Source organism: Faecousia sp., from assembly GCF_048519415.1.
Taxonomy (GTDB): Bacteria; Bacillota; Clostridia; order Oscillospirales; family Oscillospiraceae; genus JAZOXB01.
Genome location: NZ_DBFZUT010000085.1, coordinates 1 through 22,297 on the forward strand (window position 1 = coordinate 1; position 22,297 = coordinate 22,297).

Here is a 22,297-nt window from a genome sequence, read left to right on the forward strand (position 1 = left end):
TGTTGTTTTAGATCGTAATTTTAGACCCTGCATCCGGGGAAATGCAGTCGTTGCAGACACCGGTAAACATCAGCTCGCAGGTGCTCGGGCACCCGCAGGTCACGCGGCGCATCAGCTCGACCGGCGGCTCGATGTCCGGCAGGTCATAGACGGCGCTGCACTGCGTGCACACGAAATGCGCGTGGGGAAGGGGGTTGCGGTCATAACGCTCGAGCCCATTGACGACACCGGCGGACCCGATGATGCCCTCGCGCCGGAACATGGCCAGATTGCGGTAGACCGTTCCGAGGGAGAGATCCGGGATATCCGGCTTGAGCTGCGTGTAGACCCATTCGGCGGTGGGATGCGTATCCGTGCTGCAGACGCAGGCCAGAATCGCATCGCGCTTCCTGCTCTTTTTCTGCATTGCCATCGCATCCGCTCCTAAATAATAATGATTATCGTTTGCGTTATTATAATAGCATATTCCTCTGCCGTCGTCAAGAGGGAATTTCAAAAAATTTCTCTCCCGGCTATTGGTTTTTTGCACAATTATTAAGCAGTCAATTTGTTCATTTTGTGAAAACTTTTCATTTTGTCCAAAATAAAGATTGCATTCTGCAAAACAGCGGTCTATACTGTGTGCATGAGGAAATTGGAAACGTTTCCAATTCACCGGAAAATTAATTGGGAGGCAACATCATGAAAAAGATCATCGCTCTGACCCTCGTGCTGATCCTCGCCGTCGGCCTGTTCGCCGGCTGCAAGAGCAGCGACAAAGGCTCTGTCTATTTCCTGAACTTCAAGCCGGAAGCAGACAGTGCATGGCAGGCACTTGCCAAGACCTACACCGAAAAGACCGGCGTTACCGTCAAGGTCGTCACCGCCGCCAGCGGCACCTATGAGACCACGCTGACCGCCGAAATGGCCAAGAAGGACGCCCCCACGCTGTTCCAGTGCGGCAATGAGACGGCTCTGGACACCTGGAAGGACTACTGCCTCGCGCTCGACGGCACGGAGTTCCTGAACGAGATGACCACGTCCGACTTCAACCTCAAGGGTGAGGACGGCAAGACCTACTGCGCAGGCTACTGCTACGAGGCCTTCGGCATCATCGTCAATACCGAGCTGCTGGAAAAGGCAGGCCACTCTCTCGACGAGATCAAGGACTTCGCCAGCCTGAAGGCTGTTGCCGAGGACATCACCGCCCACAAGGACGAGCTGGGCTTTGCCGCCTTCTCCTCCGCCGGTCTGGATTCCTCCTCTTCCTGGCGCTTCTCCGGCCATCTGGCCAACATGCCGCTGTACTATGAGTTCCGCGACGACAACGTGACCGAGCAGCCCGCCACGATCACCGGCAAGTATCTTGCCAACTACAAGAACGTCTGGGATCTGTACATGAACAACGCCACCTGCGCTCCCTCCGAGCTGGCCGCCAAGACCGGCGACGAGTCCCGCGCGGAGTTTGCAAACGGCAAGGCCGTGTTCTTCCAGAACGGCACGTGGGAATACTCCAACCTGACCGACGCTTCCGCCATGGGCTTCTCCATGGATCCGGCGAAGCTGGCCATGATCCCCATCTACTGCGGCGTTGAGGGCGAAGAGAAGGCCGGTCTGGCCTGCGGCACCGAGAACTGCTGGGCCGTGAACGCCAAGGCCTCCGAGGAAGACCAGAAGGCCACCCTCGACTTCATGAAGTGGGTCGTTACCTCTGACGAGGGCACGAAGATGATGGCCGAGCAGTTTGGCCCCATCCCCTTCAAGAAGGCCAAGGAGAGCGCGAACGTGTTCTTCAACAATGCCAACCACCTGATGTCCGAGGGCAACTACACCGTGACCTGGGCCTTCAACTACACCCCGAACGTGGAAAGCTGGCGTCAGGGCGTCGTGGACGCGCTGCTGGCCTACAGCACCGGCTCCGGCGACTGGAGCGGCGTCGAGACCGCTTTCGTCGACGGCTGGGCAACGCAGTATCAGCTGCAGGAAGGCTAATCCAAATCCATCAAACCTGCGGAGGGCGGCGGGCCGCCGCCCTCCCGGCCTGTCGAAAAAGTCCCTGCGGGATTTTCCGTCAGGCCGGGTGGCAAAATTGCAAAATGATCTTGCAGTTCTATTTTGCAATTTTGGCCGCTGCGGCGGGTGATCGAACGCGAAAGGACACCCTGACGGTTTCCTTTCACACTTTTCTTCCCTCCGAAGCTTTCGGCTGGGCAGATTATCGACAGTCTCGGAGGGCGGCTGGCCGCCGCCCTCCGGCGTTTGTCAGAGCAGCTCTTTTCTTCCCGAAATTTTTGTTGTATAATAGCTTCCGGGCAAAAGAGCTTCTCTGACAAGCGTATATGCAATCGATTCAGGGGAGGGTCCTTTATGAAAAAACGAAACCGTCAGCCCCGCAGCCGCGAGGCGCTGAACAGTGAGCTGATCCGCCGCCCGATCCGGCGCTGCTGGCCGCTGTTTCTGCTGCCGACGGCGCTGGCCTTCTGCATCGGGTTCCTGTATCCGTTCCTGCTGGGCCTGTACCGCTCGTTCTGCGAATTCACCTCGCCGGTCGATTATCACTGGGCAGGCTTTTCCAACTACTTCCGCGCCTTTGCGGACGAGGGCTTCCGGCGTGCCTTCGGCTTCACGGCCGCCTATGCCGTCGTATCCATTCTTATCATTAATATATGCGCCTTTGCGCTGGCCTACGCACTGACGCAGAAGCTGCGCGGCTCGAATATCTTCCGCACGGTGTTCTTCATGCCGAACCTCATCGGCGGCATCGTGCTGGGCTACATCTGGAAGCTCATTTTTGACGCCTTCCTCCGCTCGGCCTCGCTGCAGCCCCTCCTCACGAATGCGACCTACGGCTTCTGGGGTCTGGTCATCCTTGTGGCGTGGCAGCAGATCGGCTATATGATGATCATCTACATTGCGGGCCTGCAGGCCATCCCGGACGACATGCTGGAGGCCGCGAAGATCGACGGTGCGGGCCGCTGGCAGACGCTGTGGCATGTGACCATTCCGAATGTCATGCCGTCCATCACGATCTGCGTGTTCCTGACGCTGACAAACTCCTTCAAGCTCTTCGATCAGAACCTTGCTCTGACGAACGGCTCGCCGCAGATTCCCGGCACGAACATCTATAAGACGGAAATGCTGGCCCTGCACATCTTCAAGACGAACGGCATCGGCAACAGCTGGAAGGGCGTTGCGCAGGCCGAGGCCGTGATATTCTTCATCCTTGTGGCGGCGCTGGCCCTGCTTCAGCTCCGCGCGACCCGCACGAAGGAGGTGCAGCAGTGATGCAGAAACCGCTCCGTAAGAAAAAGCACGACATCGGCGGCATTGTGCTGACCGTGCTGTTCTCGCTCGTGTGCATTCTCTATGTCATGCCCATCGTCGAGGTGCTCATCAACTCGTTCAAGACGCACAGCGCCATCAACACCGACACCTTCGCCCTGCCGAATGCCGACACGTTTGCAGGCACGAGCAACTATGTCAAGGGCATGACGTTCGGCAACTATCCGTTCCTCAAGTCCCTGCTGTACAGCATCGTCATCACCATACTGTCCGTCACGCTCATCCTGCTGTGCACGTCCATGGCCGCATGGTTCATCTCCCGCGTCGGCGGGCGGTTCTCCCGCCTGTTCTATCTGGGCTGCGTGTTCTCGATGATCGTGCCGTTCCAGATGGTCATGTTCCCGCTCGTCTCCGTAGCGAATGACCTCTATCTCAACACGCCGTGGACCATCCCCGTCATCTACCTCGGCTTCGGCGCGGGCCTCGCCGTGTTCATGTTCTCCGGCTTCGTCAAGAGCCTGCCGCTCGAGATCGAGGAGGCCGCCGTTATCGACGGCTGCGGCCCGATCCGCACGTTCTTCAGCGTCGTCCTGCCCATGCTGCGCCCGACGCTCATCTCCGTCGGCATTCTCGAGGTCATGTGGGTGTGGAACGACTACCTCCTGCCCTCCCTCGTGCTCGACATCAACGAATACAAGACCATTCCCATCCATGTGCAGTATCTGCAGGGCAGCTATGGCACGGCCGACCTCGGCGCAACGATGGCCGTCATGATGTTCAGCATCGTGCCGATCATTATCGTCTATCTGTTCTGCCAGAAATATATCATCAAGGGCGTCGCAGCCGGCGCCGTCAAAGGATAACCCATATGACGATCAAAGACCTTGCCCGCCTGTCCGGCTACTCCGTCGGCACGGTCTCCCGCGCCCTGAACGGCCTGCCGAATGTCAGCGAGCAGGCACGCAGCGCCATTCTGGCGCTGGCGCAGGAACGCGGATATCAGCTCAATACCAACGCGAAGTACCTCAAGCAGATCCACAGCAGCGGCATCGTCGCCGTGGTGACCGGCACGTCGAACGAGCTGTTTGCCCAGATGATCGAACGCATCCAGCAGACGCTCCCCACGGACCGCTACCCGCTGACCGTGGACTACGTCGACGAAAACGAGGACCCCGTCGAGCGCGCTCTGCACCTGAGCCGCGAGAAAAAGCCCGCCGGGCTGCTGTTTCTCGGCGGCGACCGGCGGATGTACGCCAAAAGCTTCGGCGAGATCACGCTGCCGTCCGTCGTGCTGACGACCGACGCCTCCCGCCTCGGCTTCGACAATCTCTCCTCCGTGACCACGGACGACGTGGAGGCGGCGGAATGCGCCATGGAATACCTGCTGGAAAGCGGCCACCGGCGCATCGGCGTCATCGCGGGCGACCTGAGCTGCTCCGGCCCGTCGCGGCTGCGCTATGAGGGCTGCCTGCTCGCGCTGGAGCGCTGCGGGCTGACACTGCCGGACGAATGCTGCGCCACGGCGCGCTATGCCTTTCAGGACGGCTACGACGCCGCCCTGCGGCTTCTGGAGCAGCCGGGACTGACGGCCATTTTCGCCATGTCGGACGTGATGGCCATCGGCGCCATGCGCGCGCTGCACGACCGCGGTCTGCGCATCCCCGAGGATATTTCGGTCATCGGCTTCGATGGCCTGGAGCTTGGCGAGTTCTACACGCCCAAGCTCACCACCATCCGCCAGCAGGCCAGCCTGCTGGTCGACCGCGGCGTGGCCCTGCTGCTCGGCACGCTCGAGCGCGGTGCCGTCGCACGCCACGAGACCGTCCCCTTCACGCTGGCGGTCCGCGAAAGTACCTCACACCCACCCCGGAAGGACGGAACAAACTCATGAGAACCAGTGGAATTCTGATGCACATCTCCTCGCTGCCCTCCCCCTATGGGATCGGCACGCTTGGCCAGGCGGCCTATGACTTCGCCGACTTTCTGAAGGCGGCCGGGCAGCACTACTGGCAGCTTCTCCCCATCGGCCCGACGAGCTACGGTGACAGCCCCTATCAGAGCTTCAGCACGCACGCGGGCAACCCCTATTTCATTGACCTCGATCTGCTGCGGGAGGACGGCCTCCTGACGCAGGAGGAGATCGACGCCGTCGACTGGGAGGCGCACAGCGCGCGCGTGGACTACGGCTTCCAGTACAGCGTGCGCTTCGACCTGCTCTACCGCGCCTTCCTGCGCGGCTGGGAGCGCGACGCGGACGCCGTGCGCGAATTCCGCAATGCGAACCCGTGGGTTGAGGACTATGCCCTGTATATGGCGCTCAAGCGCAGCCAGGACATGCGCTCGTGGGAGACGTGGCCGGAGGAGATCCGCCTGCGCCGTCCGGGTGCGGCCGAGACCTATGCCGTCCGGCTCGGCGACGACGTGCACTTCTTTATCTATCTGCAATATCTCTTCTTCGGCCAGTGGGACGCGCTGCGCAGCTATGTGCACGCGCTCGGGCTGGAGATCATCGGCGATCTGCCGATCTATGTGCCCTATGACTCCTGCGACGTGTGGGCGAACCCGTCCCTGTTCCAGCTGGACGAGACCGGGCTGCCGACCGGCGTGGCAGGCTGCCCGCCCGACTATTTCTCGGCCGACGGCCAGCTGTGGGGCAACCCGCTCTATGACTGGGAGCGTATGCGCCAGACGGATTACGCCTGGTGGAAGGAGCGCATCGCAGCGGCCGCGCGGCTGTTCGACGTCATTCGCATCGACCACTTCCGCGGGCTGGAGAGCTACTGGGCCATCCCCTACGGCGACAAGACCGCCCGCGGCGGCAAGTGGGTCAAGGGACCTGGCCACGACTTCGTCCGCGCTATGCAGGAGCGCTTCCCGGACCTGCGCCTCATCGCGGAGGATCTCGGCTTCCTGACGGACGACGTCATCCGGCTGCAGAAGGACTCCGGCTGGCCCGGCATGAAGGTGCTGGAATTCGCCTTCGACTCCCGCGAGCCGAGCAACTATCTCCCCCACCGCTATATCCGCAACTGCATCTGCTACAGCGGCACGCACGACAATGAAACGCTTGCCCAGTGGCTGGCTCAGACGTCGGAGACCGCGCGCGCCTATGCCGCGGAATACCTCGGCCTGACGGAGCAGGAGGGCTACGCGTGGGGCATCCTGCGCAGCGGCCTTGCCAGCGTGGCTGACACGTTCATCGCCCAGCTGCAGGACTATCTCGGCCTCGGCGCGGAGGCCCGCATGAACACGCCCGGCACGCTCAGCGACCGCAACTGGAGCTGGCGGCTGCAGCCCGGCCTGCTCACGGCGGAGCTGGCCCACCGCCTGCGCCGCATGAACACGATGTACGAGCGCCTGTAAGGCAAATATACAGAAAATGACCGCCCCCTCCGATCCGGATGAGGGCGGTCGTTGTCGGTGCAGCATGGTGCAAGTGGAAAATGGAAAGTGGATAGTGTAAAGTTACGCGAAGTTTCCAGTCGCGCGTTGTAGGGGAGGGGCATGCCCCTCCCGGCGCTGAACTGACAGTTGGTACAGGTTGCCGATAAAATGGTACTGGCCCCCGAATTGTCATTGCGAGGAGCGAAGCGACGCGGCAATCTCGCAGTACCGGGGTGGATAACAGGAAAGCCCCGGCGAAAACGTAACTGCCTTCCCGAGATTGCACCCCAAGGGCACTTCCTCGCGCTTCGCGCTCAGGGCGCCACGTCGGCCTTTGGCCTCCTCGCAATGACAAACCTTTGGTCTTTGCCATTTTAATGCCGGCCCGTACCTCCCGCCGGTGCCCCACGGGGCGTCGAGGACGCCGCCCCCTACAACGCCCAACAGACAGCCTCGCACGGCTTTTCCCTCTCCACTTGCTTCACTTCTCTTCCCCCAATATAGCAAAAAACACCCCCATCCGATCGGATGGGGGCGCCTGCATTTTGATTCAGCCGACGACAAAGCGCGCGGCAGCTTTGGCAAACTGGGCCTCGTTCCGGCTGTCTGCGATCTGCACCTGCAGAGGATGGGTAAAATTAATCGTAAACAGCTCCATAAAGTTCTTTGCGCTGACAACATGCTCGCCATCTACCACGTCAATGGCATAGGGCTGCAGCGTGGCCAGTCCGACAAATTCTCTCACGTCGCTCACGGATGCAAATCGAACGATCATGTGCTTCCTCCCAAAGAAAGACTGTCAGCTTGTCAAAAAAGTCCTTTCGGGCTTTTCCGCCAAGCTGCTTCCTCAGAATTACAGAATCAATTTTGGCAGATTTTGCAATTCTGTCGCTGCGGCAGCTTATCGAACGCGAGAGGACACCCTGACGGTTTCCTCTTTTTCCCTCCGAAACTTTCGGCTTGGCAGTTTTTTGACAGTCTGAGACTGTACAAATCCTGTTTTTTCCACTATAATGATCGTGATTATTATACCGCAAAAACGGGCAAAAGCACAATGCACGTTTTGTTCAATCTTTTTTGGGACCCTCAAAGATTTTTTGGAGAAACTCGATGAAATTTCAATGTTATACGCTTGGCTGCAAGGTCAATCAATATGAAACGCAGGCCATGGAGCAGCAGCTTCTGGCCCTTGGCCACGTCAGCGGCACGGATGCCGACGACTGCGACGCCTATCTCATCAACACCTGCACCGTGACGGCGGTCGCCGACCGCAAGAACCGCACCCTCATCCGCCGCCTGCGCCGCGAGCACCCGCAGGCCGTCATCGGCGTGTGCGGCTGCTATGCACAGGTCAGCGCCGGGGAGGTCGAGGCTCTCGGCGTGGACGTCGTGTCCGGCAGCGGCGGACGCGAGGCCTTTGTCCAGCTCGTGCTGGACGCCGTGCGGCAGAAAAAGGCCGGGCAAAACGCCGGGCAGCAGGTCCTGCTGGACGACGCCATGCGCCGCCGCGCCTTTGAGTCGCTCCCGGCCGGGAGCCTCGGCACGCGCACCCGCGCCATGCTCAAGGTGCAGGACGGCTGCTGCAACTTCTGCACCTACTGCATCATCCCCTACGCCCGCGGGCCGGTGCGCTCGCTGCCGCTGGCGCAGGCCGTGGAGCAGGCGCGCGCGCTCGAGGGCTACCGCGAGGTCGTGCTCACAGGCATCGAGGTCGCATCGTGGGGCCGCGATCTCAAGGACGGCAGCACGTTTGCCGATCTGGTCGAATCCGTCTGCCGGGCCGTGCCGCAGCTGCGCGTGCGCCTTGGCTCGCTCGAGCCGCGCGTGGTGGACGAGGACTTCTGCCGCCGCCTTGCCGCGTGCCCGAATTTCTGCCCGCAGTTCCACCTGAGCCTGCAGAGCGGCAGCGACGGCGTGCTGCGCCGCATGCACCGCCACTATGACACGGCGCGCTATCTGCAGAGCGTCCGCCTGCTGCAGCAGTGGTTCCCCGGCTGCGCCGTCACGACAGACCTGATCGTCGGCTTCCCCGGCGAGACGGAGGAGGAATTCGCCGAATCCCTCGCCTTTGCCCGCACCTGCGGCCTTGCCATGGTCCACGTCTTCCCCTATTCCCGCCGCGCCGGAACGCCCGCCGCCTCCATGCCGGGCCAGCTCTCCCGCGCGGAGAAGGCCGACCGCTCCGCCAGGGCCGTCGCCGCCGCCGCCGAGCTGCACCGCGAATTTCTGACCGCCATGTGCGGCACGGAGCAGGACGTGCTCTTTGAGCAGGTCGAGGACGGCTGGTTCACCGGCCACGCCCCGAACGGCATGAAGGTCTATGCCCGCGGCGAGGACCTGCATAATACCGTCCGCCGCGTCCGCATCGAGGGCCTGCAGGAAGAGGGCCTGCGGGGGGAGATTTTGTAAGGCTGCCAAATATGTGTTGTAGGGTCGGGGACAGCCCTGCCCGGCGCGGCGCTGCCGACTGGCACAAGGCATCGTTAAAATGGAATTGGCCCCAAATTGTCATTGCGAGGCCCCAAAGGGGCCGTGGCAATCTCGGGAAGGCAGTTACGTTTTCGCCGGGGCTTTCCTATTATCCACTCCGGTACTGCGAGATTGCCACGTCGCTTCGCTCCTCGCGATGACACGTCAGGGTGGTACAGCGGTGCACCAGTGCCCTCACGCGGTTGAATTGCCCTGTACAAGGCGCTCGCTGAGCGCCGCTACAGACGCAATCGGTGCGTACCATTTTAACGACAGTCTGTACGAGCTGCAAGTGCCTTCCCGAGATTGCCACGTCGGCTTCGCCTCCTCGCAATGACAATTCGGGAGCCAGTGCCATTTTAACGCCAGCCTGTTCGCATCGGCAGCATTGCGCCGGGAGCGGCATGCCGCTCCCCTACACTGGCGGGTGCGGTCGGCGAAGCCGCCTGCAACTTGTCAGTCCGCATGCCGCTCCCCTCATTTTTCATTTCCAAATAATTATCCCCGGATGCGGCGCATCCGGGGACGTTTTTGTATTCTCTTACAGCTCGCGGAGGGCATCGACGAAGGCGGTCTTGGAATTCGTCCTTTCGTCGCGCTGCTTCAGCACGCGGGCGGGCGCGCCCGCCACGACGGCATTCTCCGGCACGTCCTCCGTGACGACGGCTCCGGCCGCGACGACGGCATTTTTTCCGATATGGACGCCCTCGAGCACGACGGCATTCGCGCCGACGAGCACGCCATCCTCCACGATGACCGGCGTGGCGCTGGGCGGCTCGATGACGCCCGCCAGCACGGCTCCCGCGCCGATATGGCAGTTTTTACCCACAGTGGCACGGCCGCCGAGCACAGCGCCCATGTCGATCATGCTGCCCTCGCCGACGACGGCACCAAGATTCAGGATCGCGCCCATCATAACGACGGCGTTCGCGCCGATCTCCGCGCCCTCGCGGATGATGGCGCCCGGCTCGACGCGCGCATGCAGGCCCTTGAGGTCCAGCATGGGGATGGCGGAGTTGCAGGCGCCGTTTTCCACATGCAGGCGGTCGATGTGCGCGGCCTGCGCCGTAAGCTGCGGACCGAGCGTTTTCCAGTCGCCGTAGAGGATATGCAGGCCGTTCCCGCCGGAAAAAACCTCCGCGCCGGGGAACTCGCAGGGCGCATTGGCCTGCAGCACCACGCGGACGGGCGTCTTCTTCTCCGACGTGCGGATGAGTTCAATGAGTTCCGTTGCTTCCATAAAGCTGCTCCTTTCAGCGGACAGAGCGCTTGCGGCGGATCATCTCGCGCCAGTCCAGGTCACCGCGCTGCAGGCCGAGGATGAGCATCTCCGCCGTGGCGAGGTTCGTGGCCATGGGCACATTGTGCGCGTCGCACAGGTGCAGCGTCTGCACGACCTGCTGATCCTCCCAGGGGTCGCTGTTATTCGGATCGGTGAACAGCAGCACCAGATCGATCTCGTTATAGGCGATCCGGGCGTCGACCTGCTGGTGACCGCCCTGATTGTGGGAAAGATACAGCGTCACGGGCAGGCCGGTCGCCTCCGCGACAAGGCGGCCCGTTGTGGCCGTGGCGGAGAGGTTGTGCTTGCTCAGCACGCTCTTATAAGCCGTACAGAACTGGACCATCAGTTCCTTTTTCTTGTCATGCGCCATCAGCGTAATATTCATAAGATCACCTCATCTTCAAAATCGCATCAAGGGCATTGGCTCACCGCGCAGGCGGCGGGAGATGCGCAGGCAGGCCTCAGCGGCACCGCCGGAGGAATTCAGGATCAGTGCCTTGCCCGCTGCGGCAGAAAGCACGACGGCCGGGTCCTCCGGCACAAGGCCGAGCAGCGGCAGGCCGGTCTGGTCCATCATGTCGTCCACCGTCAGGTTCATGCGCGAAAACAGGCGCGGCTGCACGCGGTTGACCACGAGCTGCAGCAGCTCGTGCCCCTCGAGCGCGAGGGCGTCTGCCGCGCAGGCGGCGTCCCGCAGGGAGGCGGGATCCGGCGTGGCGGCGACGATGCAGCGGTCGGCAAACTGCGTGGCAAGGCGGAAGCTCGTGCCGATCCCGGCGGCCGCGTCGATCAGGACCCAGTCGAAGGCCTCGCGGGCCTCGCGCAGCAACGCACCGAAGCGCTGCTGCTCCACAAGGGCGTCCTGCTCGCGCACCGGGGCCGTCAGCAGGAACAGGCCCGGCAGGGCCGGATGCTCCGCGGCGTCGGACAGCTTGCAGAAGCCCTGCGTCACGTCCGTGAACGCGACAGCGGGCTGCTCGGCCATGCCGAGCGCGATGTCGAGATTCCGCAGGCCGATGTCGGCATCGATGCACAGGACGCGCTTGCCCTCGGCGGCAAGACAGGCCGCGATCCCGGCGCAGAGCGTCGTTTTTCCCGTGCCGCCCTTGCCGGAAATGACGGAAACCGTTACACCCATGTGCATGCCGCCTCCTTTGGAGTTTTCTTCCTGTAGTATAGCCGATTCTCAGCACAATTTCAACAAAGATTTTTGCCGCAATCATGTTTTTCCATACGCATCGCTCTATTTTCCGGCATGGCATCCGGTTTTTTGCCCGCGCGTAAGAAATTCCGGGCGATATTTGCCGTGCCCACTTGCGCGGCGCGAAAAAAAACATTATAATGAAAGCACACCGTCGGGTAAAACCGACAAATTTTTGTTTGAAACGGAGAGGCTATTTATGAAAAAGATCCTCGCATGCATTCTGGCAGTGGCTCTGCTGACGTGTGTCTTTGCCGCCTGCGGCAAGACGGAAGACAAGGGGGACTCCTCCTCCGACCTGAAGCTCGCGCTCGTCGTGGCCGGTACGTTCGGCGACCGTTCGTTCTATGACTCGTCAAAGGAAGGCACCGACCGTCTGGCCAAGGACTTCGGCGTGCAGGTCAGCACCATCGAGTGCAACAATGAAAACCACGCAACGCAGATGAAGAACGCCGCCGATCAGGCAGACGTCGTCGTGTGCGTCGGCTGGGAATTCTATGATGTCGAGACCATCGCGCCGGAATATCCGAACGTGAAGTTCATCTGGATCGACAACGCCACGAGCGAGCCGGTCGCCAACGTGCTGAACATCACCTACGCCCAGAATGAGGGCTCGTTCCTCGCAGGCTACATCGCGGCCGCCATGTCCGAGAGCGGCACGGTCGGCGCCGTCGGCGGCGAGGACAGCGACACCATCAACGACTTCATCGTCGGCTACACGCAGGGCGCGGAGTACTACGGCACGGAGAACGGCAAGGCCGTGAACGTCGTGAAGAACTACGCAGGCACCTATGACGACCCCGCGAAGGGCAAGGAATGCGCGCTGGCCCTGCACGATCAGGGCGCGGACGTCATTTTCCAGATCGCCTCCGCCACGGGCGACGGTGTGTTTGAGGCCGCGAAGGAGAACGGCTTCTACGCCATCGGCGTGGACAGCGACCAGAAGTACATCGACCCCGACACCATCATCTGCTCCATGAAGAAGGAAGTCGGCAGCTCCATCTATGACGCCGTGAAGCGCCTGCTGGACGGCGACAGCTCCCTGTGGGGCACGACGTGGGTCGCCGATATGAGCAACGGCTATGTCGGCATTGGCTACGGCGAGGACGGCGCGGCACAGCAGGTGCCCGACGACGTGAAGACCGCCGTGGAAGAGCTGTCGAAGAAGATCGTCTCCGGCGAGATCACCGTCGAAACGACCCGCTGATGCAGAATTGTCCGGGAGGGGCATGCCCCTCCCCTACAATATAATCTGAATATCAACTCCCGGCGTGGCGCTGCGCCACGCCTTTGTTACATGATCCCGGCTGCTGCCGGGAGAAAGGGGGAACCCGATTTGAACGACATCGCCGTGCAGTTCCGCCATGTCAGCATGGCGTTCCCCGGCGTTCTGGCGAATGACGACGTCTCGCTGGACATCCGAAAGGGTGAGGTCTTCGCCCTTGTCGGCGAAAACGGCGCGGGGAAATCGACGCTGATGAACATCCTCTACGGCATCCACACCCCGACGGGCGGCAGCGTCTCCATCCGCGGCGAGGAGGTCAGCCGCTTCAGCCCGCGCAACGCCATCGACCACGGCGTCGGCATGGTGCACCAGCACTTTATGCTCGTGCCGTCGTTTACCGTGGCGCAGAACATCGTCATGAGCCGTGAGCCGCGCCGGTTCGGCCTGTTCTGCGACCAGCGCGCGGCCGAGCGCGAAACGCGCCGCCTTGTGGCGGAATACGGCCTGACGGTCGACCCGAACGCCGTCGTCGCCGAGACGGGCGTCGGCCTGCAGCAGCGCGTGGAAATTCTGAAAACGCTGTACCGCGGCGCGGAAATCCTGATCCTCGACGAGCCGACCGCCGTGCTCACCCCGCAGGAGACGGACGAGCTGTTCTCCGTCATCCGGCGCATCGTTCGTGAGCGCGGTATGACCGTCATCCTTATCACGCACAAGCTCTATGAGGTCATGGCCATCTCCGACCGCGTCGGCGTGATGCGCAAGGGAAAACTCGTCGGCGTGGAGGAGACGAAAAACGTCAATGAGCGCATGCTGGCCTCCATGATGGTCGGCCGCCCCGTGCTCTATGACCAGCTGGAAAAGACCGGCACGCCCGGCGCGGAGGAAATTCGCGTGGAAAACCTGACCGTGCAGGATAACCGCGGCCTGACGGCGGTGGACGGCCTGTCGCTGTCCGTGCGTGCGGGCGAGATCCTCGGCATCGCCGCCATCGAAGGAAACGGCCAGAGCGAGCTGCTCGAGGCCATTGCAGGCATGCGCCCCGTCGAGCACGGAAAGATTTTCGTGCACGAACAGGACGTCACCGGCAAAACGCCCGGCGAGATTCGCGCCGCGGGCCTCGCCCATGTGCCGGAGGACCGTCTTGCCACCGGCCTGAGCGCCGAGGCGAGCGTGACGGAGAACCTGCTGGCGGGCAAGCAACGCGAGCCGCGCTTCAGCGGCTTTGCCTTCTGCCAGCGCACGAGCAGCATCGAGCGCTATGCCTCGGAGCTGTATGAAAAATTCGACATCCGCGGCGCAGGCGTCGATGCCAAAGCCGGGTCCATGTCCGGCGGCAACATGCAGAAGGTCGTCATCGCGCGCGAATTCTCGTTCGATGCGCCGGTGCTGCTCATCGCGCAGCCGACGCGCGGCGTCGACGTGGGCGCGATCGAGTTCATCCACGCCCGCATCCTCGAAAAGCGCAACGAGGGCTGTGCCATCCTGCTGTGCTCGGCCGATCTGGACGAGGTGTTCCGCCTGTCCGACCGCGTCATCACGATGTATGAGGGTAGGATCACGGGCGAATTCTCCGCCGCGGAGATCTCCCGCGAGGAGATCGGCTATTGCATGACCGGCGGACGCCGGGAGGAGGCGCAGGCATGAAAAAACGGATCGATCCCGGCTATCTCATCTCGCTGCTGCTGAGCGTGGTACTCGCGTTCGTCATCGGCGCGGTCATCCTTGCCATTGCGGGCTTCTCGCCCGGCAAGGCCTACCTTGCCATGCTGAACGGCGCGTTCTCCAGTGCCCGCCACATCGGCGATCTGCTGGAATATGCCATGGTGCTTTGCCTGTGCGGTCTGGCCTGCGTGCTCGGCGCGCGCGTCGGCATCTTCAACGTCGGCGGCGAGGGCCAGCTCTTGCTCGGCGCCATCGTCGCCTGTCAGGTCGGCGTGTGGCTCGACGGCCTGACGCCGTGGCTTGTGCTGCCGCTGGCTGCGCTGGCCGCCATGGCCGCCGGCGGGCTTTACGCCCTCATCCCCGGCGTGCTGAAGGTCAAAGTCAAGGTCAACGAGGTCATCACGACCATCATGCTCAACACCGTCGCCGCCAGCTTCTGCCAGTACCTCGCCAAGGGGCCGTGGAAGAACGCGAACAAGAACATGGTCGCAGCGACGGAGCAGCTGAACGCCCGCTACTGGTTCGGCGGCCTCATCGGCGGCTCGAACCTCTCAACGGCCATTCTGGCCGCAGCCGTCCTTGCGCTCGTCATCTGGTATGTCATGCAGAAGACATCGCGCGGCTATGAGATGAAGCTCACGGGCCAGAACGAACGCTTTGCGCGCTTCATCGGCATCCGCACCGACCGCCTTGTGCTCGTGTGCATGCTGCTTTCCGGCGCGCTGTGCGGCCTGGTCGGCATGTTCCGCGTGTACGGTGCGGAGCATCTGTTCCGCGACAGCATCAGCCGCGACTATTATTTTGAGGGCCTCATGGTTGCCATGATCGCCCGCTACCAGCCGCTGGCCGTCGTGTTCCTGTCCCTGTTCTTTGCCGCGCTGAAGATCGGCGCGCAGGGCATGGAGCTGGCCGCCGGTGTGCCGAACCAGATCTATCTCATCATCCAAACGGTCGTCATCTTCCTCATGGCTGCAGAGAGCGGCCTGTTCGGCGCGCTGCAGAACCGCGTCAGAAAGGGAAAGGAGGCGGAAAAGCATGCTTGAATCCATTCTGAAGAGCATTTTCTCCGCCGGAACGTTCCAGCAGATGCTCCGCAGCGCCACGCCCGTGGCGCTGGCCGCCCTCGGCGGCTCGCTGACGGAGCACGCCGGGATCATGAACATCGGCATGGACGGCATGATCCTGATGGGCGCGTTCTTCGGTGTGCTCGGCAGCTGGCTGTTCGCCTCGGCGGCAGCCGGTGTGGCGCTGGCCGTCGGCGTCGGCCTTCTCGTCGGCCTGTTCTTCGCACTGTTCGTCGTGAAGCTCCGCTCCGATGAATTCATCATCGGCTGCGCGCTCAACACGTTCGCACTCGGCCTGACGGGCTTCCTGTCGCGCTCCATTTTCGGCGCGAGCGGCACGAAGGGCAACCCCTTCCTGCCCAGCCTGCGCCTGCCGGGCATCGAGAGCATTCCCTTCCTCGGCAAAATTCTCAGCGGCAACTCGCTGTTCGTCTATCTGACGCTGCTGTTCGTGCTGCTGCTGTGGCTGTTCCTCTATAAGACGCCCTACGGCTTCTGGCTGCGGGCCTCCGGCGAAAAGCCCGAGACGCTGCGCACGGCCGGCATCGACCCCGCGAAGCTCAAGTGGCTGGCAAGCATCCTGTGCGGCGTGTTCTGCGCGCTCGCAGGCGCGCACCTGTCGCTCGGCCAGCTGCAGGGCACGTTTGCCGAGAACATGAGCAACAACCGCGGCTACATTGCCTTTGCCTGTGTCATTTTCGGCGCGGCCAACCCACCGAAGGCCTATCTCGCCGCGCTGATGTTCGGCTTCTTTGACGCCATTGGCCTGCGCCTGCAGGAATACCTGAGCGCGGACCTTACGAATCTCATCCCCTATGTCATCACCGTTGTGATGATGGTCTACGTCGTCGTGCGGGCGCAGCAGCGCAAAAAGCACCGCGCACGCTCGGCGCTTGCACAGAAAGGAAAATCCGCATGAACCATCGCATTCCCGTCCTGCTGGACGGAGACCCCGGCCATGACGACGCCATTGCCTGGATGCTGGCCGCGACCGGTCTCGACATCCGCGGCGTCAGCTCCGTCGCCGGGAACCAGACCATTGAAAAAACAACGCGCAACGCCCTGCACATCTGCACGCTGCTCGGCATCCGGGCGCCGGTGGCCATGGGCCTTGCCCGGCCGCTGCTGTCCGAGGCGCTCACCGCCCCGAGCGTGCACGGCGTGAGCGGGCTGGACGGCCCCGCCCTGCCGGAGCCGGACCGCGAGGCCGCACCCGAGCGCGCGCCGGAGCAGATGGCCCGCCTGCTGCGCGAAAGCGCGGAGCCGCTGACCATCGTGGCCACGGCCCCCCTGACGAACGTCGCCGCCCTGCTGCTGGCCCATCCGGAGCTGAAGGCGAACATCGCGGGCATCAGCCTGATGGGCGGCGGCCTTGCCCACGGCAACTGGACGCCCGCGGCCGAGTTCAACATTCTCGCAGACCCCGAGGCGGCGGACGTCGTGTTCCGCTCCGGCCTGCCCATCACCATGGCCGGGCTGGATGTCACGGAGCAGGCCCTGCTCTATCCCGAGGACTTTGCGCGCATCCGCGCCGTCGGCAACCCCGTGGCGGAGACCGTCGCGGGCTGGCTGGACTTCTTCTTTGCCTTCCACCGCACAAAGGGCTACGCCGGAGCGCCCGTGCACGACGCCGTGGCCGTGTGCGCCCTGCTGCGGCCTGACCTTCTGCACTTTGAGGACTGGCACGTCACGGTGGAGACGCAGGGCGCGTTCTGCCGCGGCGCAACCGTCGGTGACCGGCGCACTGCGCCGAACGCCCGCGTCATCACGGGCATCGACCGCGAGGGCTTCGCGGAACTTCTGACGGAGGCGGTGCGTACCTATGGCTGAACATCGGATCTGGTTTGACTGCGACACCGGCGTGGACGACGCCATCGCCCTGCTGACGGCCCACCGCCAGCCCGGGCTGGAGATCGTCGGGCTGAGCACCGTGGCGGGCAACGTCACACTCGACCACACGACGGAAAATACCCTGAAGATCTGCGGCCTTATGGGCGCGGACTACCCCGTTTACCCCGGCGCTCCCGGCCCGCTGCGCCGTGAGCGCGAGGACGCCAGCAGCTTCCACGGGGCCGACGGCCTCGGCGGAGCCGTGCTCCCCGCCCCGCGCCGCGCCCCGGAGCAGACGCCCGCATGGGACGCCCTGTATGAGGCGGCGGCGCGTATGCCCGGCGAGCTGACGCTCGTGGCGACCGGCCCGCTGACGAACGCGGCCATCGCGCTGACGGCCCACCCGGCCCTGCGGTCCCTGCTGCGCGGCATCGCCCTCATGGGCGGCGCGGCCGTGGGCGGCAACCGCACGCCCTGCTCGGAATTCAACATCCACGCCGACCCGGACGCGGCGGAGATCGTATTTTCGTCCGGTATCCCCATCATAATGTGCGGGCTGGACGTCACGGAGCAGGCCTGGTTCTCCCCCGAGGAGTTCGCCGCCCTGCCGGACACCCCCGTCGGGCGCTTTGCCCGCGCGGCGACGGCCGGGCCCATGCAGAAAAACATGGCCCGCGGCGCAGGCGGCCTGTGCCTGCACGACGTCTGCCCCGTGCTGTACCTGACACACCCGGAGCTGTTCACCGGGCGGCAGGCGGGCGTGCATGTGGAGACGCGCGGCACGGTCACCTATGCCAAGACTGTGACCGATCTGGACTCGGACGCGAAATTCCCGGAGCGCAATGTCTTCGTGGTGCTCGGGGTGGACCGTGCGGGCTTTGCCGCGCACATCACGGAGGCACTGAGCAGCTATGCTGGATAAACGCGCCCTGCGGCGGGAGATCGCCGCGCAGAAGCGCGCCCTGAGCCCGGCGCAGATCGAGGCCGCCTCGGCCGATCTGACGGCGCAGCTGCTGGCCCACCCGCTGTTCCGGGCGGCCCGGTCGCTCTATGCCTACCTGAGCTACAATCAGGAGGTGCGCACGCTGCCGCTCATCCGGCAGGCGCAGGCGCTCGGCAAGCGCGTGGCCGTGCCGAAGGTATTCGGGGAAACGGAAATGCGCTTTTTGTGGCTGGACGACCCGTCGCGCATCGCACCCGGCGCCTTTGGCATTCCGGAGCCGGTCGACGACGGCCCGGAGGCCGACGATCCGGCGGCTCTGGTGCTCATGCCGGGTCTGGCCTTTGACCCGCAGGGCCACCGGCTGGGCTATGGCGGCGGCTTCTATGACCGCTTCCTCGCCGCTGAGCCGCACCCGACCATTGCACTGTGCTACGCCTTCCAGCTGCTGCCGCGACTGGAGACGGAGGCGCACGACATCCCCGTGGACGCTGTGCTCTCCGCGCCCGTATAGCCACAAGGAGGGAATCGCATGCATATCGATGCCATCTGTGAAACCAACGGAAAGGGCTGGCTCATCTGGGCGGCGCAGTGCCCCGGCGCCTTTGCGCGCGGCGCGACGGAAAACGAAGCGCTGGCCAAGCTGCCGGGCGACGTGCGGCGGTTCCTCCGCTGGGCCGGAGAGCCTGCCGGGGACATCACCGTCACGCCGGGCGCGCCCATCGAAAGCAGCCTGCACACCGAGGACGCCGATTCCGACCTGCTGCTCGAGGCCGACTGCGCCCCGATGACCGAGGCGGACTACGCCGCGGCCAAGCTGCTGGTGCTGAAATCCGCGCGCGACTTCTGCACGCTGTTCGAGAGCATCCCGAACCCGGATATCTCGCCCCGCGCCCCGCGCACGAGCTTCTACGGCCCCGTGCCGCGCACGCCGCGCGAGATGTATGACCACACGAACAGCACGACGGCCTATTACATGGCCGCCTTCGGCATTCCGTTCGAGAACATGCCCGACCTCTACGCCAACCGTCTGCAGGCGCTGGCCGAGATCGAGGATCGCGAGGAGCTTCTGACCGGGAAGGTCTGCACCGCGCCGGACGGCGAGCGCTGGACGCTGCGCAAGCTCCTGCGCCGCTTTCTGTGGCACGACCGCATCCACGCCCGCGCCATGTGGCGCACGGCCGCCCCGCTGTGGGGCAGCGCCGTGGCAGATCCGTTTGGCTTCCGATAAACCGTTCGACGCGGTCAGGCAAATCCCTGCCGCGTCCGCCAGCAAAACCTGACCGCACGCCGCCGAACGGCGCGAAGCGCCCGTTCTTTTCCGGGAAAGCAGACAAAACAGGCCGCGACCCCACGCCGGGATTGCGACCTGTTTTTTTGCGCCCTGCGCGTATACTTTGTCCACGGACAAGGGGGTGCGGCCATGACGGTCTATCTGGACAGCGTGTTCGCGCTGAACTTTGCGGTGAACTGGCTGCTGCTGCGCGCGGCGGCCCGGCTCGGGGCGGCGGCGGTCCGGCCCCGGCGCATTGCGGCGGCTGCGGCACTCGGCGCGGCCTACGCCGTGGCGGTGTATCTGCCGGGATGCGGGCTTCTGGCAGGCTGGGCGGGCAAGCTGGCCATGACGGCGGCACTGCTGGCCGTGGCCTTCGGCCTGCGGCGGGAGACGCTGCGGCTCGCGGCGGTGTTCGGCGGGGTGACGCTGGCGCTGTGCGGCGCGGTATACGGGCTGGAGCTGCTGAAGCACGGCCGCGTGCGCCCCGGCGCGCTGTGGTACCCCGTGACGTTCTCGTCGCTCGTGCTGACGGCGGGCGGGGTCTATGCCGCGACACGTCTGCTGCTGCCCCGGCTGAGCCACGCGCCGGACAGCGTCGTGCCCGTGCGGCTGACGCTCGGCGGGCGGCGGGTGTTCCTCAGCGCGCTGCGCGACAGCGGCAACACGCTCTGCGACCCCGTGACGGGCGAGGCCGTGCTCGTGGCGGACTGGCGCTGCGCCGCGCGGCTCCTGCCGCACGACGGCCTGCGCGCCGCGGATTTTGCCACGCCCGCCGCTCTGGTGCTGCGCCTGCAGCGGCTCCACCCGCGCCTCATCCCCTTCCGCGCCGTCGGAACGGGCAGCGGCCTGCTGCTCGCCCTGCCGTGCGAGGAGGTCCGGATCGGAAAAAGGGTGCAAAAAAACGGCCTCGTCGCCTTCTCCCCGACGCCCGTTTCGGACGGCGGCGGCTACGAGGCCCTGACAGGAGGGAAATGCGATGCTTGAATTTCTCACGGACTGGCTGCAGCGCCTCCTGCGGCAGCCCGCAAAGCTCATGTACATCGGCGGCAGCGACATTCTCCCGCCGCCGCTTGCCGCGCAGGAGGAGCAGACCCTCCTGCAGCAGGCCGCCGCTGGCGACGAGGCCGCGCGGGCCCGGCTGATCGAGCGCAATCTGCGGCTCGTGGTCTATATCGCGCGCCGGTTCGAGAACACCGGCGTGAACATCGAGGACCTGATCTCCATCGGGACCATCGGCCTCATCAAGGCCGTCGGCACGTTCAAATCGGACCGGAACATCAAGCTGGCGACCTATGCCTCGCGCTGCATCGAGAATGAGATCCTCATGCACATCCGCAAGATCGCGGGCCAGAAGGCCGAGGTCTCGCTCGACGAGCCGATCAACACGGACTGGGACGGCAACGAGCTGCTGCTGTCCGACGTGCTCGGGACGGACGGCGACATCGTCATGCGGCCCATGGAGGAGGACGCCGAGCAGCAGCTGCTGCGCGAGGCCCTTGCGCGGCTGCCGGAGCGGGAGCGGCGTATCGTGAGCCTGCGCTTCGGGCTGGGCGGGCGGCCGGAAAAGACGCAGAAGGAAGTCGCGGACCTGCTGGGCATCTCGCAGTCGTATATCTCGCGGCTGGAGAAGCGCATCATGCAGCGCCTGCGGCGCGACCTGCTGCGGCAGGTCTCATAGCCCGGCGTAGAGCGGCGCAGCCTTCGGCTCATAGCCCTGCGGCAGATAGCGCACGGACGAGATGCGCGGGCCGGAGATGCCGTATTTGGAGGAATAGCCGAACAGGTCGACATAGCGCTCCAGGTCGTCCCGCTCCGTCCCCATGGCGCGCAGGACCTCGACCGTGGCGCGCACATCGTCGATGGCGCGGTGCGAATTCGTCACGCGGTCCTGCAGGTCATACTGCTCGATGGCGTTGCACAGGCGGTGCGGATAGGCGCGGCGGTCGCGGTAGACCGTGAGCAGGTCGAGCTTCTGCTTGTCCTGCAGCAGGCGGGCGTCGCCGTATTTCTGCAGGAAGGCATAGAGGAACAGCAGATCGAACTGGGCGTTATAAGCCGCGAGCATCGTGCCGGGCGTCAGGAGCGCGGCCAGCAGCTCGGCAAAGGCCTGCTTGCCGATGCCCTCCTCGCGGAGCAGGTCGTCCGTGATGCCCGTCAGCTCCACGATGCGCGGCGGCAGGCTGCGCGTACAGCGGACGAACTCATCGACCTCCTCCGTGCCGGAGGCGGTCAGGCGAATGGCGGAAAATTCAATGATCTCATCGCGCTGCCAGCTCAGGCCGCTCGTTTCCGTGTCGAAAACGAGGACGGAGTCACAGCGCGAGAACAACGACTGCAGAGGATCAGACATCGTTTGCCTCCATGGGTGAAAAAGTCATCCCGGCAAGTTCCGGGGGATTATTTTGCGGAGAGAGACCGGGCAGCGCCGCATCATCCGGCAAGAGCATTCGCCGAGAGATTTTTGGTCGAGCCGAGATTCGGAAAGCGCAGGCGTACTTTGTGTACCCGCAAGGGGCATGCCGCATCCGTAAGGCGGCAAAGCCGCCAACGGCTGCGCAATACGTCAAGTTTTCCGAACCGATGGACCGGCAAAAAAGATCCGGCGAGGCCGAAGCTGCAATGGTGCGGAGATGCCCTAAGGAACCTCTGATTCAATTGCAAGAGCGGTCAGCGAGGGATTTTGTTCCAAATTGAGGT

Annotated in this window: 22 protein-coding genes; 16 read left to right on the top strand and 6 right to left on the bottom strand. The window is 63.9% G+C overall.

Annotated elements, in window-relative coordinates:
• Positions 1 to 7: 7 nt before the first annotated feature.
• A complete protein-coding gene (locus tag ACMKFF_RS08990) occupies positions 8 to 412 on the bottom strand; it encodes a Fur family transcriptional regulator (RefSeq protein ID WP_349134735.1) in 405 nt (134 codons plus the stop codon).
• A 269-nt stretch (positions 413 to 681) separates the two neighbouring features.
• Here ACMKFF_RS08990 and ACMKFF_RS08995 point away from each other — a divergent pair, with 269 nt between their 5' ends.
• The 5 genes from ACMKFF_RS08995 (at position 682) to malQ (ending at position 6,624) form a co-directional block, all read left to right on the top strand.
• Positions 682 to 1,971 (top strand): ABC transporter substrate-binding protein, encoded by a 1,290-nt coding sequence (locus tag ACMKFF_RS08995; protein WP_419496719.1) that lies wholly within the window; start codon positions 682 to 684, stop codon positions 1,969 to 1,971.
• A 429-nt stretch (positions 1,972 to 2,400) separates the two neighbouring features.
• Positions 2,401 to 3,264 (top strand): carbohydrate ABC transporter permease, encoded by an 864-nt coding sequence (locus tag ACMKFF_RS09000; protein WP_417325202.1) that lies wholly within the window; start codon positions 2,401 to 2,403, stop codon positions 3,262 to 3,264.
• Positions 3,264 to 4,124: a carbohydrate ABC transporter permease gene (locus ACMKFF_RS09005; RefSeq protein ID WP_419496720.1), complete on the top strand. Its 861-nt coding sequence runs from the start codon at positions 3,264 to 3,266 to the stop codon at positions 4,122 to 4,124. The genes ACMKFF_RS09000 and ACMKFF_RS09005 overlap by 1 nt, the downstream gene beginning before the upstream one ends.
• 5 nt (positions 4,125 to 4,129) lie before the next feature.
• Positions 4,130 to 5,152: a LacI family DNA-binding transcriptional regulator gene (locus tag ACMKFF_RS09010; RefSeq protein ID WP_419496721.1), complete on the top strand. Its 1,023-nt coding sequence runs from the start codon at positions 4,130 to 4,132 to the stop codon at positions 5,150 to 5,152.
• Positions 5,149 to 6,624 carry a 4-alpha-glucanotransferase gene (gene malQ, locus ACMKFF_RS09015; RefSeq protein ID WP_417325165.1) on the top strand — a complete coding sequence of 492 codons (1,476 nt, stop codon included), beginning with the start codon at positions 5,149 to 5,151 and terminating at the stop codon, positions 6,622 to 6,624. Before ACMKFF_RS09010 ends, malQ begins: the two co-directional genes overlap by 4 nt.
• Positions 6,625 to 7,195: 571 nt before the next feature.
• Here malQ and ACMKFF_RS09020 read toward each other — a convergent pair.
• Positions 7,196 to 7,420: a hypothetical protein gene (locus tag ACMKFF_RS09020; RefSeq protein ID WP_419496722.1), complete on the bottom strand. Its 225-nt coding sequence runs from the start codon at positions 7,418 to 7,420 to the stop codon at positions 7,196 to 7,198.
• A gap of 335 nt (positions 7,421 to 7,755) precedes the next feature.
• Here ACMKFF_RS09020 and mtaB point away from each other — a divergent pair, with 335 nt between their 5' ends.
• Entirely contained in the window at positions 7,756 to 9,054 is a 1,299-nt protein-coding gene (mtaB, locus tag ACMKFF_RS09025) for a tRNA (N(6)-L-threonylcarbamoyladenosine(37)-C(2))-methylthiotransferase MtaB (protein WP_419496723.1), read from the top strand.
• Positions 9,055 to 9,655: 601 nt separating this feature from the next.
• Here mtaB and dapD read toward each other — a convergent pair.
• The 3 genes from dapD to ACMKFF_RS09040 are packed head-to-tail and all read right to left on the bottom strand — an operon-like array spanning position 9,656 to position 11,537.
• Positions 9,656 to 10,354 carry a 2,3,4,5-tetrahydropyridine-2,6-dicarboxylate N-acetyltransferase gene (dapD, locus tag ACMKFF_RS09030; RefSeq protein ID WP_349134821.1) on the bottom strand — a complete coding sequence of 233 codons (699 nt, stop codon included), beginning with the start codon at positions 10,352 to 10,354 and terminating at the stop codon, positions 9,656 to 9,658.
• 13 nt (positions 10,355 to 10,367) lie between these two features.
• A complete protein-coding gene (locus ACMKFF_RS09035; protein ID WP_349134820.1) occupies positions 10,368 to 10,784 on the bottom strand; it encodes a methylglyoxal synthase in 417 nt (138 codons plus the stop codon).
• 15 nt (positions 10,785 to 10,799) lie between these two features.
• Entirely contained in the window at positions 10,800 to 11,537 is a 738-nt protein-coding gene (locus tag ACMKFF_RS09040; RefSeq protein WP_349134819.1) for an AAA family ATPase, read from the bottom strand.
• 262 nt (positions 11,538 to 11,799) lie between these two features.
• On the opposite strand from ACMKFF_RS09040, the gene ACMKFF_RS09045 reads away from it, so the two are divergent.
• From ACMKFF_RS09045 to sigE, 10 genes are all read left to right on the top strand, one after another.
• On the top strand, positions 11,800 to 12,807 hold the full coding sequence (locus ACMKFF_RS09045) for a BMP family lipoprotein (RefSeq protein WP_418468477.1): 1,008 nt from the start codon (positions 11,800 to 11,802) through the stop codon (positions 12,805 to 12,807).
• Between the two features lie 129 nt (positions 12,808 to 12,936).
• Positions 12,937 to 14,472: an ABC transporter ATP-binding protein gene (locus ACMKFF_RS09050; protein ID WP_419496724.1), complete on the top strand. Its 1,536-nt coding sequence runs from the start codon at positions 12,937 to 12,939 to the stop codon at positions 14,470 to 14,472.
• Positions 14,469 to 15,533: an ABC transporter permease gene (locus tag ACMKFF_RS09055; protein ID WP_349134816.1), complete on the top strand. Its 1,065-nt coding sequence runs from the start codon at positions 14,469 to 14,471 to the stop codon at positions 15,531 to 15,533. Before ACMKFF_RS09050 ends, ACMKFF_RS09055 begins: the two co-directional genes overlap by 4 nt.
• Entirely contained in the window at positions 15,526 to 16,473 is a 948-nt protein-coding gene (locus ACMKFF_RS09060; protein ID WP_418464133.1) for an ABC transporter permease, read from the top strand. Before ACMKFF_RS09055 ends, ACMKFF_RS09060 begins: the two co-directional genes overlap by 8 nt.
• Complete coding sequence (locus ACMKFF_RS09065; protein ID WP_419496725.1) at positions 16,470 to 17,384, top strand: nucleoside hydrolase; 915 nt, start codon at positions 16,470 to 16,472, stop codon at positions 17,382 to 17,384. Before ACMKFF_RS09060 ends, ACMKFF_RS09065 begins: the two co-directional genes overlap by 4 nt.
• On the top strand, positions 17,377 to 18,306 hold the full coding sequence (locus ACMKFF_RS09070) for a nucleoside hydrolase (protein ID WP_419496726.1): 930 nt from the start codon (positions 17,377 to 17,379) through the stop codon (positions 18,304 to 18,306). The genes ACMKFF_RS09065 and ACMKFF_RS09070 overlap by 8 nt, the downstream gene beginning before the upstream one ends.
• Positions 18,296 to 18,838 carry a 5-formyltetrahydrofolate cyclo-ligase gene (locus ACMKFF_RS09075; RefSeq protein ID WP_419496727.1) on the top strand — a complete coding sequence of 181 codons (543 nt, stop codon included), beginning with the start codon at positions 18,296 to 18,298 and terminating at the stop codon, positions 18,836 to 18,838. The genes ACMKFF_RS09070 and ACMKFF_RS09075 overlap by 11 nt, the downstream gene beginning before the upstream one ends.
• A gap of 18 nt (positions 18,839 to 18,856) precedes the next feature.
• Complete coding sequence (locus ACMKFF_RS09080) at positions 18,857 to 19,555, top strand: hypothetical protein (RefSeq protein WP_419496728.1); 699 nt, start codon at positions 18,857 to 18,859, stop codon at positions 19,553 to 19,555.
• 192 nt (positions 19,556 to 19,747) lie between these two features.
• Positions 19,748 to 20,584 carry a sigma-E processing peptidase SpoIIGA gene (locus ACMKFF_RS09085; protein ID WP_419496729.1) on the top strand — a complete coding sequence of 279 codons (837 nt, stop codon included), beginning with the start codon at positions 19,748 to 19,750 and terminating at the stop codon, positions 20,582 to 20,584.
• The gene (sigE, locus tag ACMKFF_RS09090; protein ID WP_349134809.1) at positions 20,577 to 21,278 is read left to right on the top strand and encodes an RNA polymerase sporulation sigma factor SigE; all 702 of its coding nucleotides are present in this window, start codon (positions 20,577 to 20,579) and stop codon (positions 21,276 to 21,278) included. Before ACMKFF_RS09085 ends, sigE begins: the two co-directional genes overlap by 8 nt.
• On the opposite strand, the gene ACMKFF_RS09095 is transcribed toward sigE, so the two are convergent.
• The gene (locus ACMKFF_RS09095) at positions 21,273 to 21,950 is read right to left on the bottom strand and encodes a PolC-type DNA polymerase III (RefSeq protein WP_349134808.1); all 678 of its coding nucleotides are present in this window, start codon (positions 21,948 to 21,950) and stop codon (positions 21,273 to 21,275) included. The genes sigE and ACMKFF_RS09095 overlap by 6 nt on opposite strands.
• Positions 21,951 to 22,297: the final 347 nt, after the last annotated feature.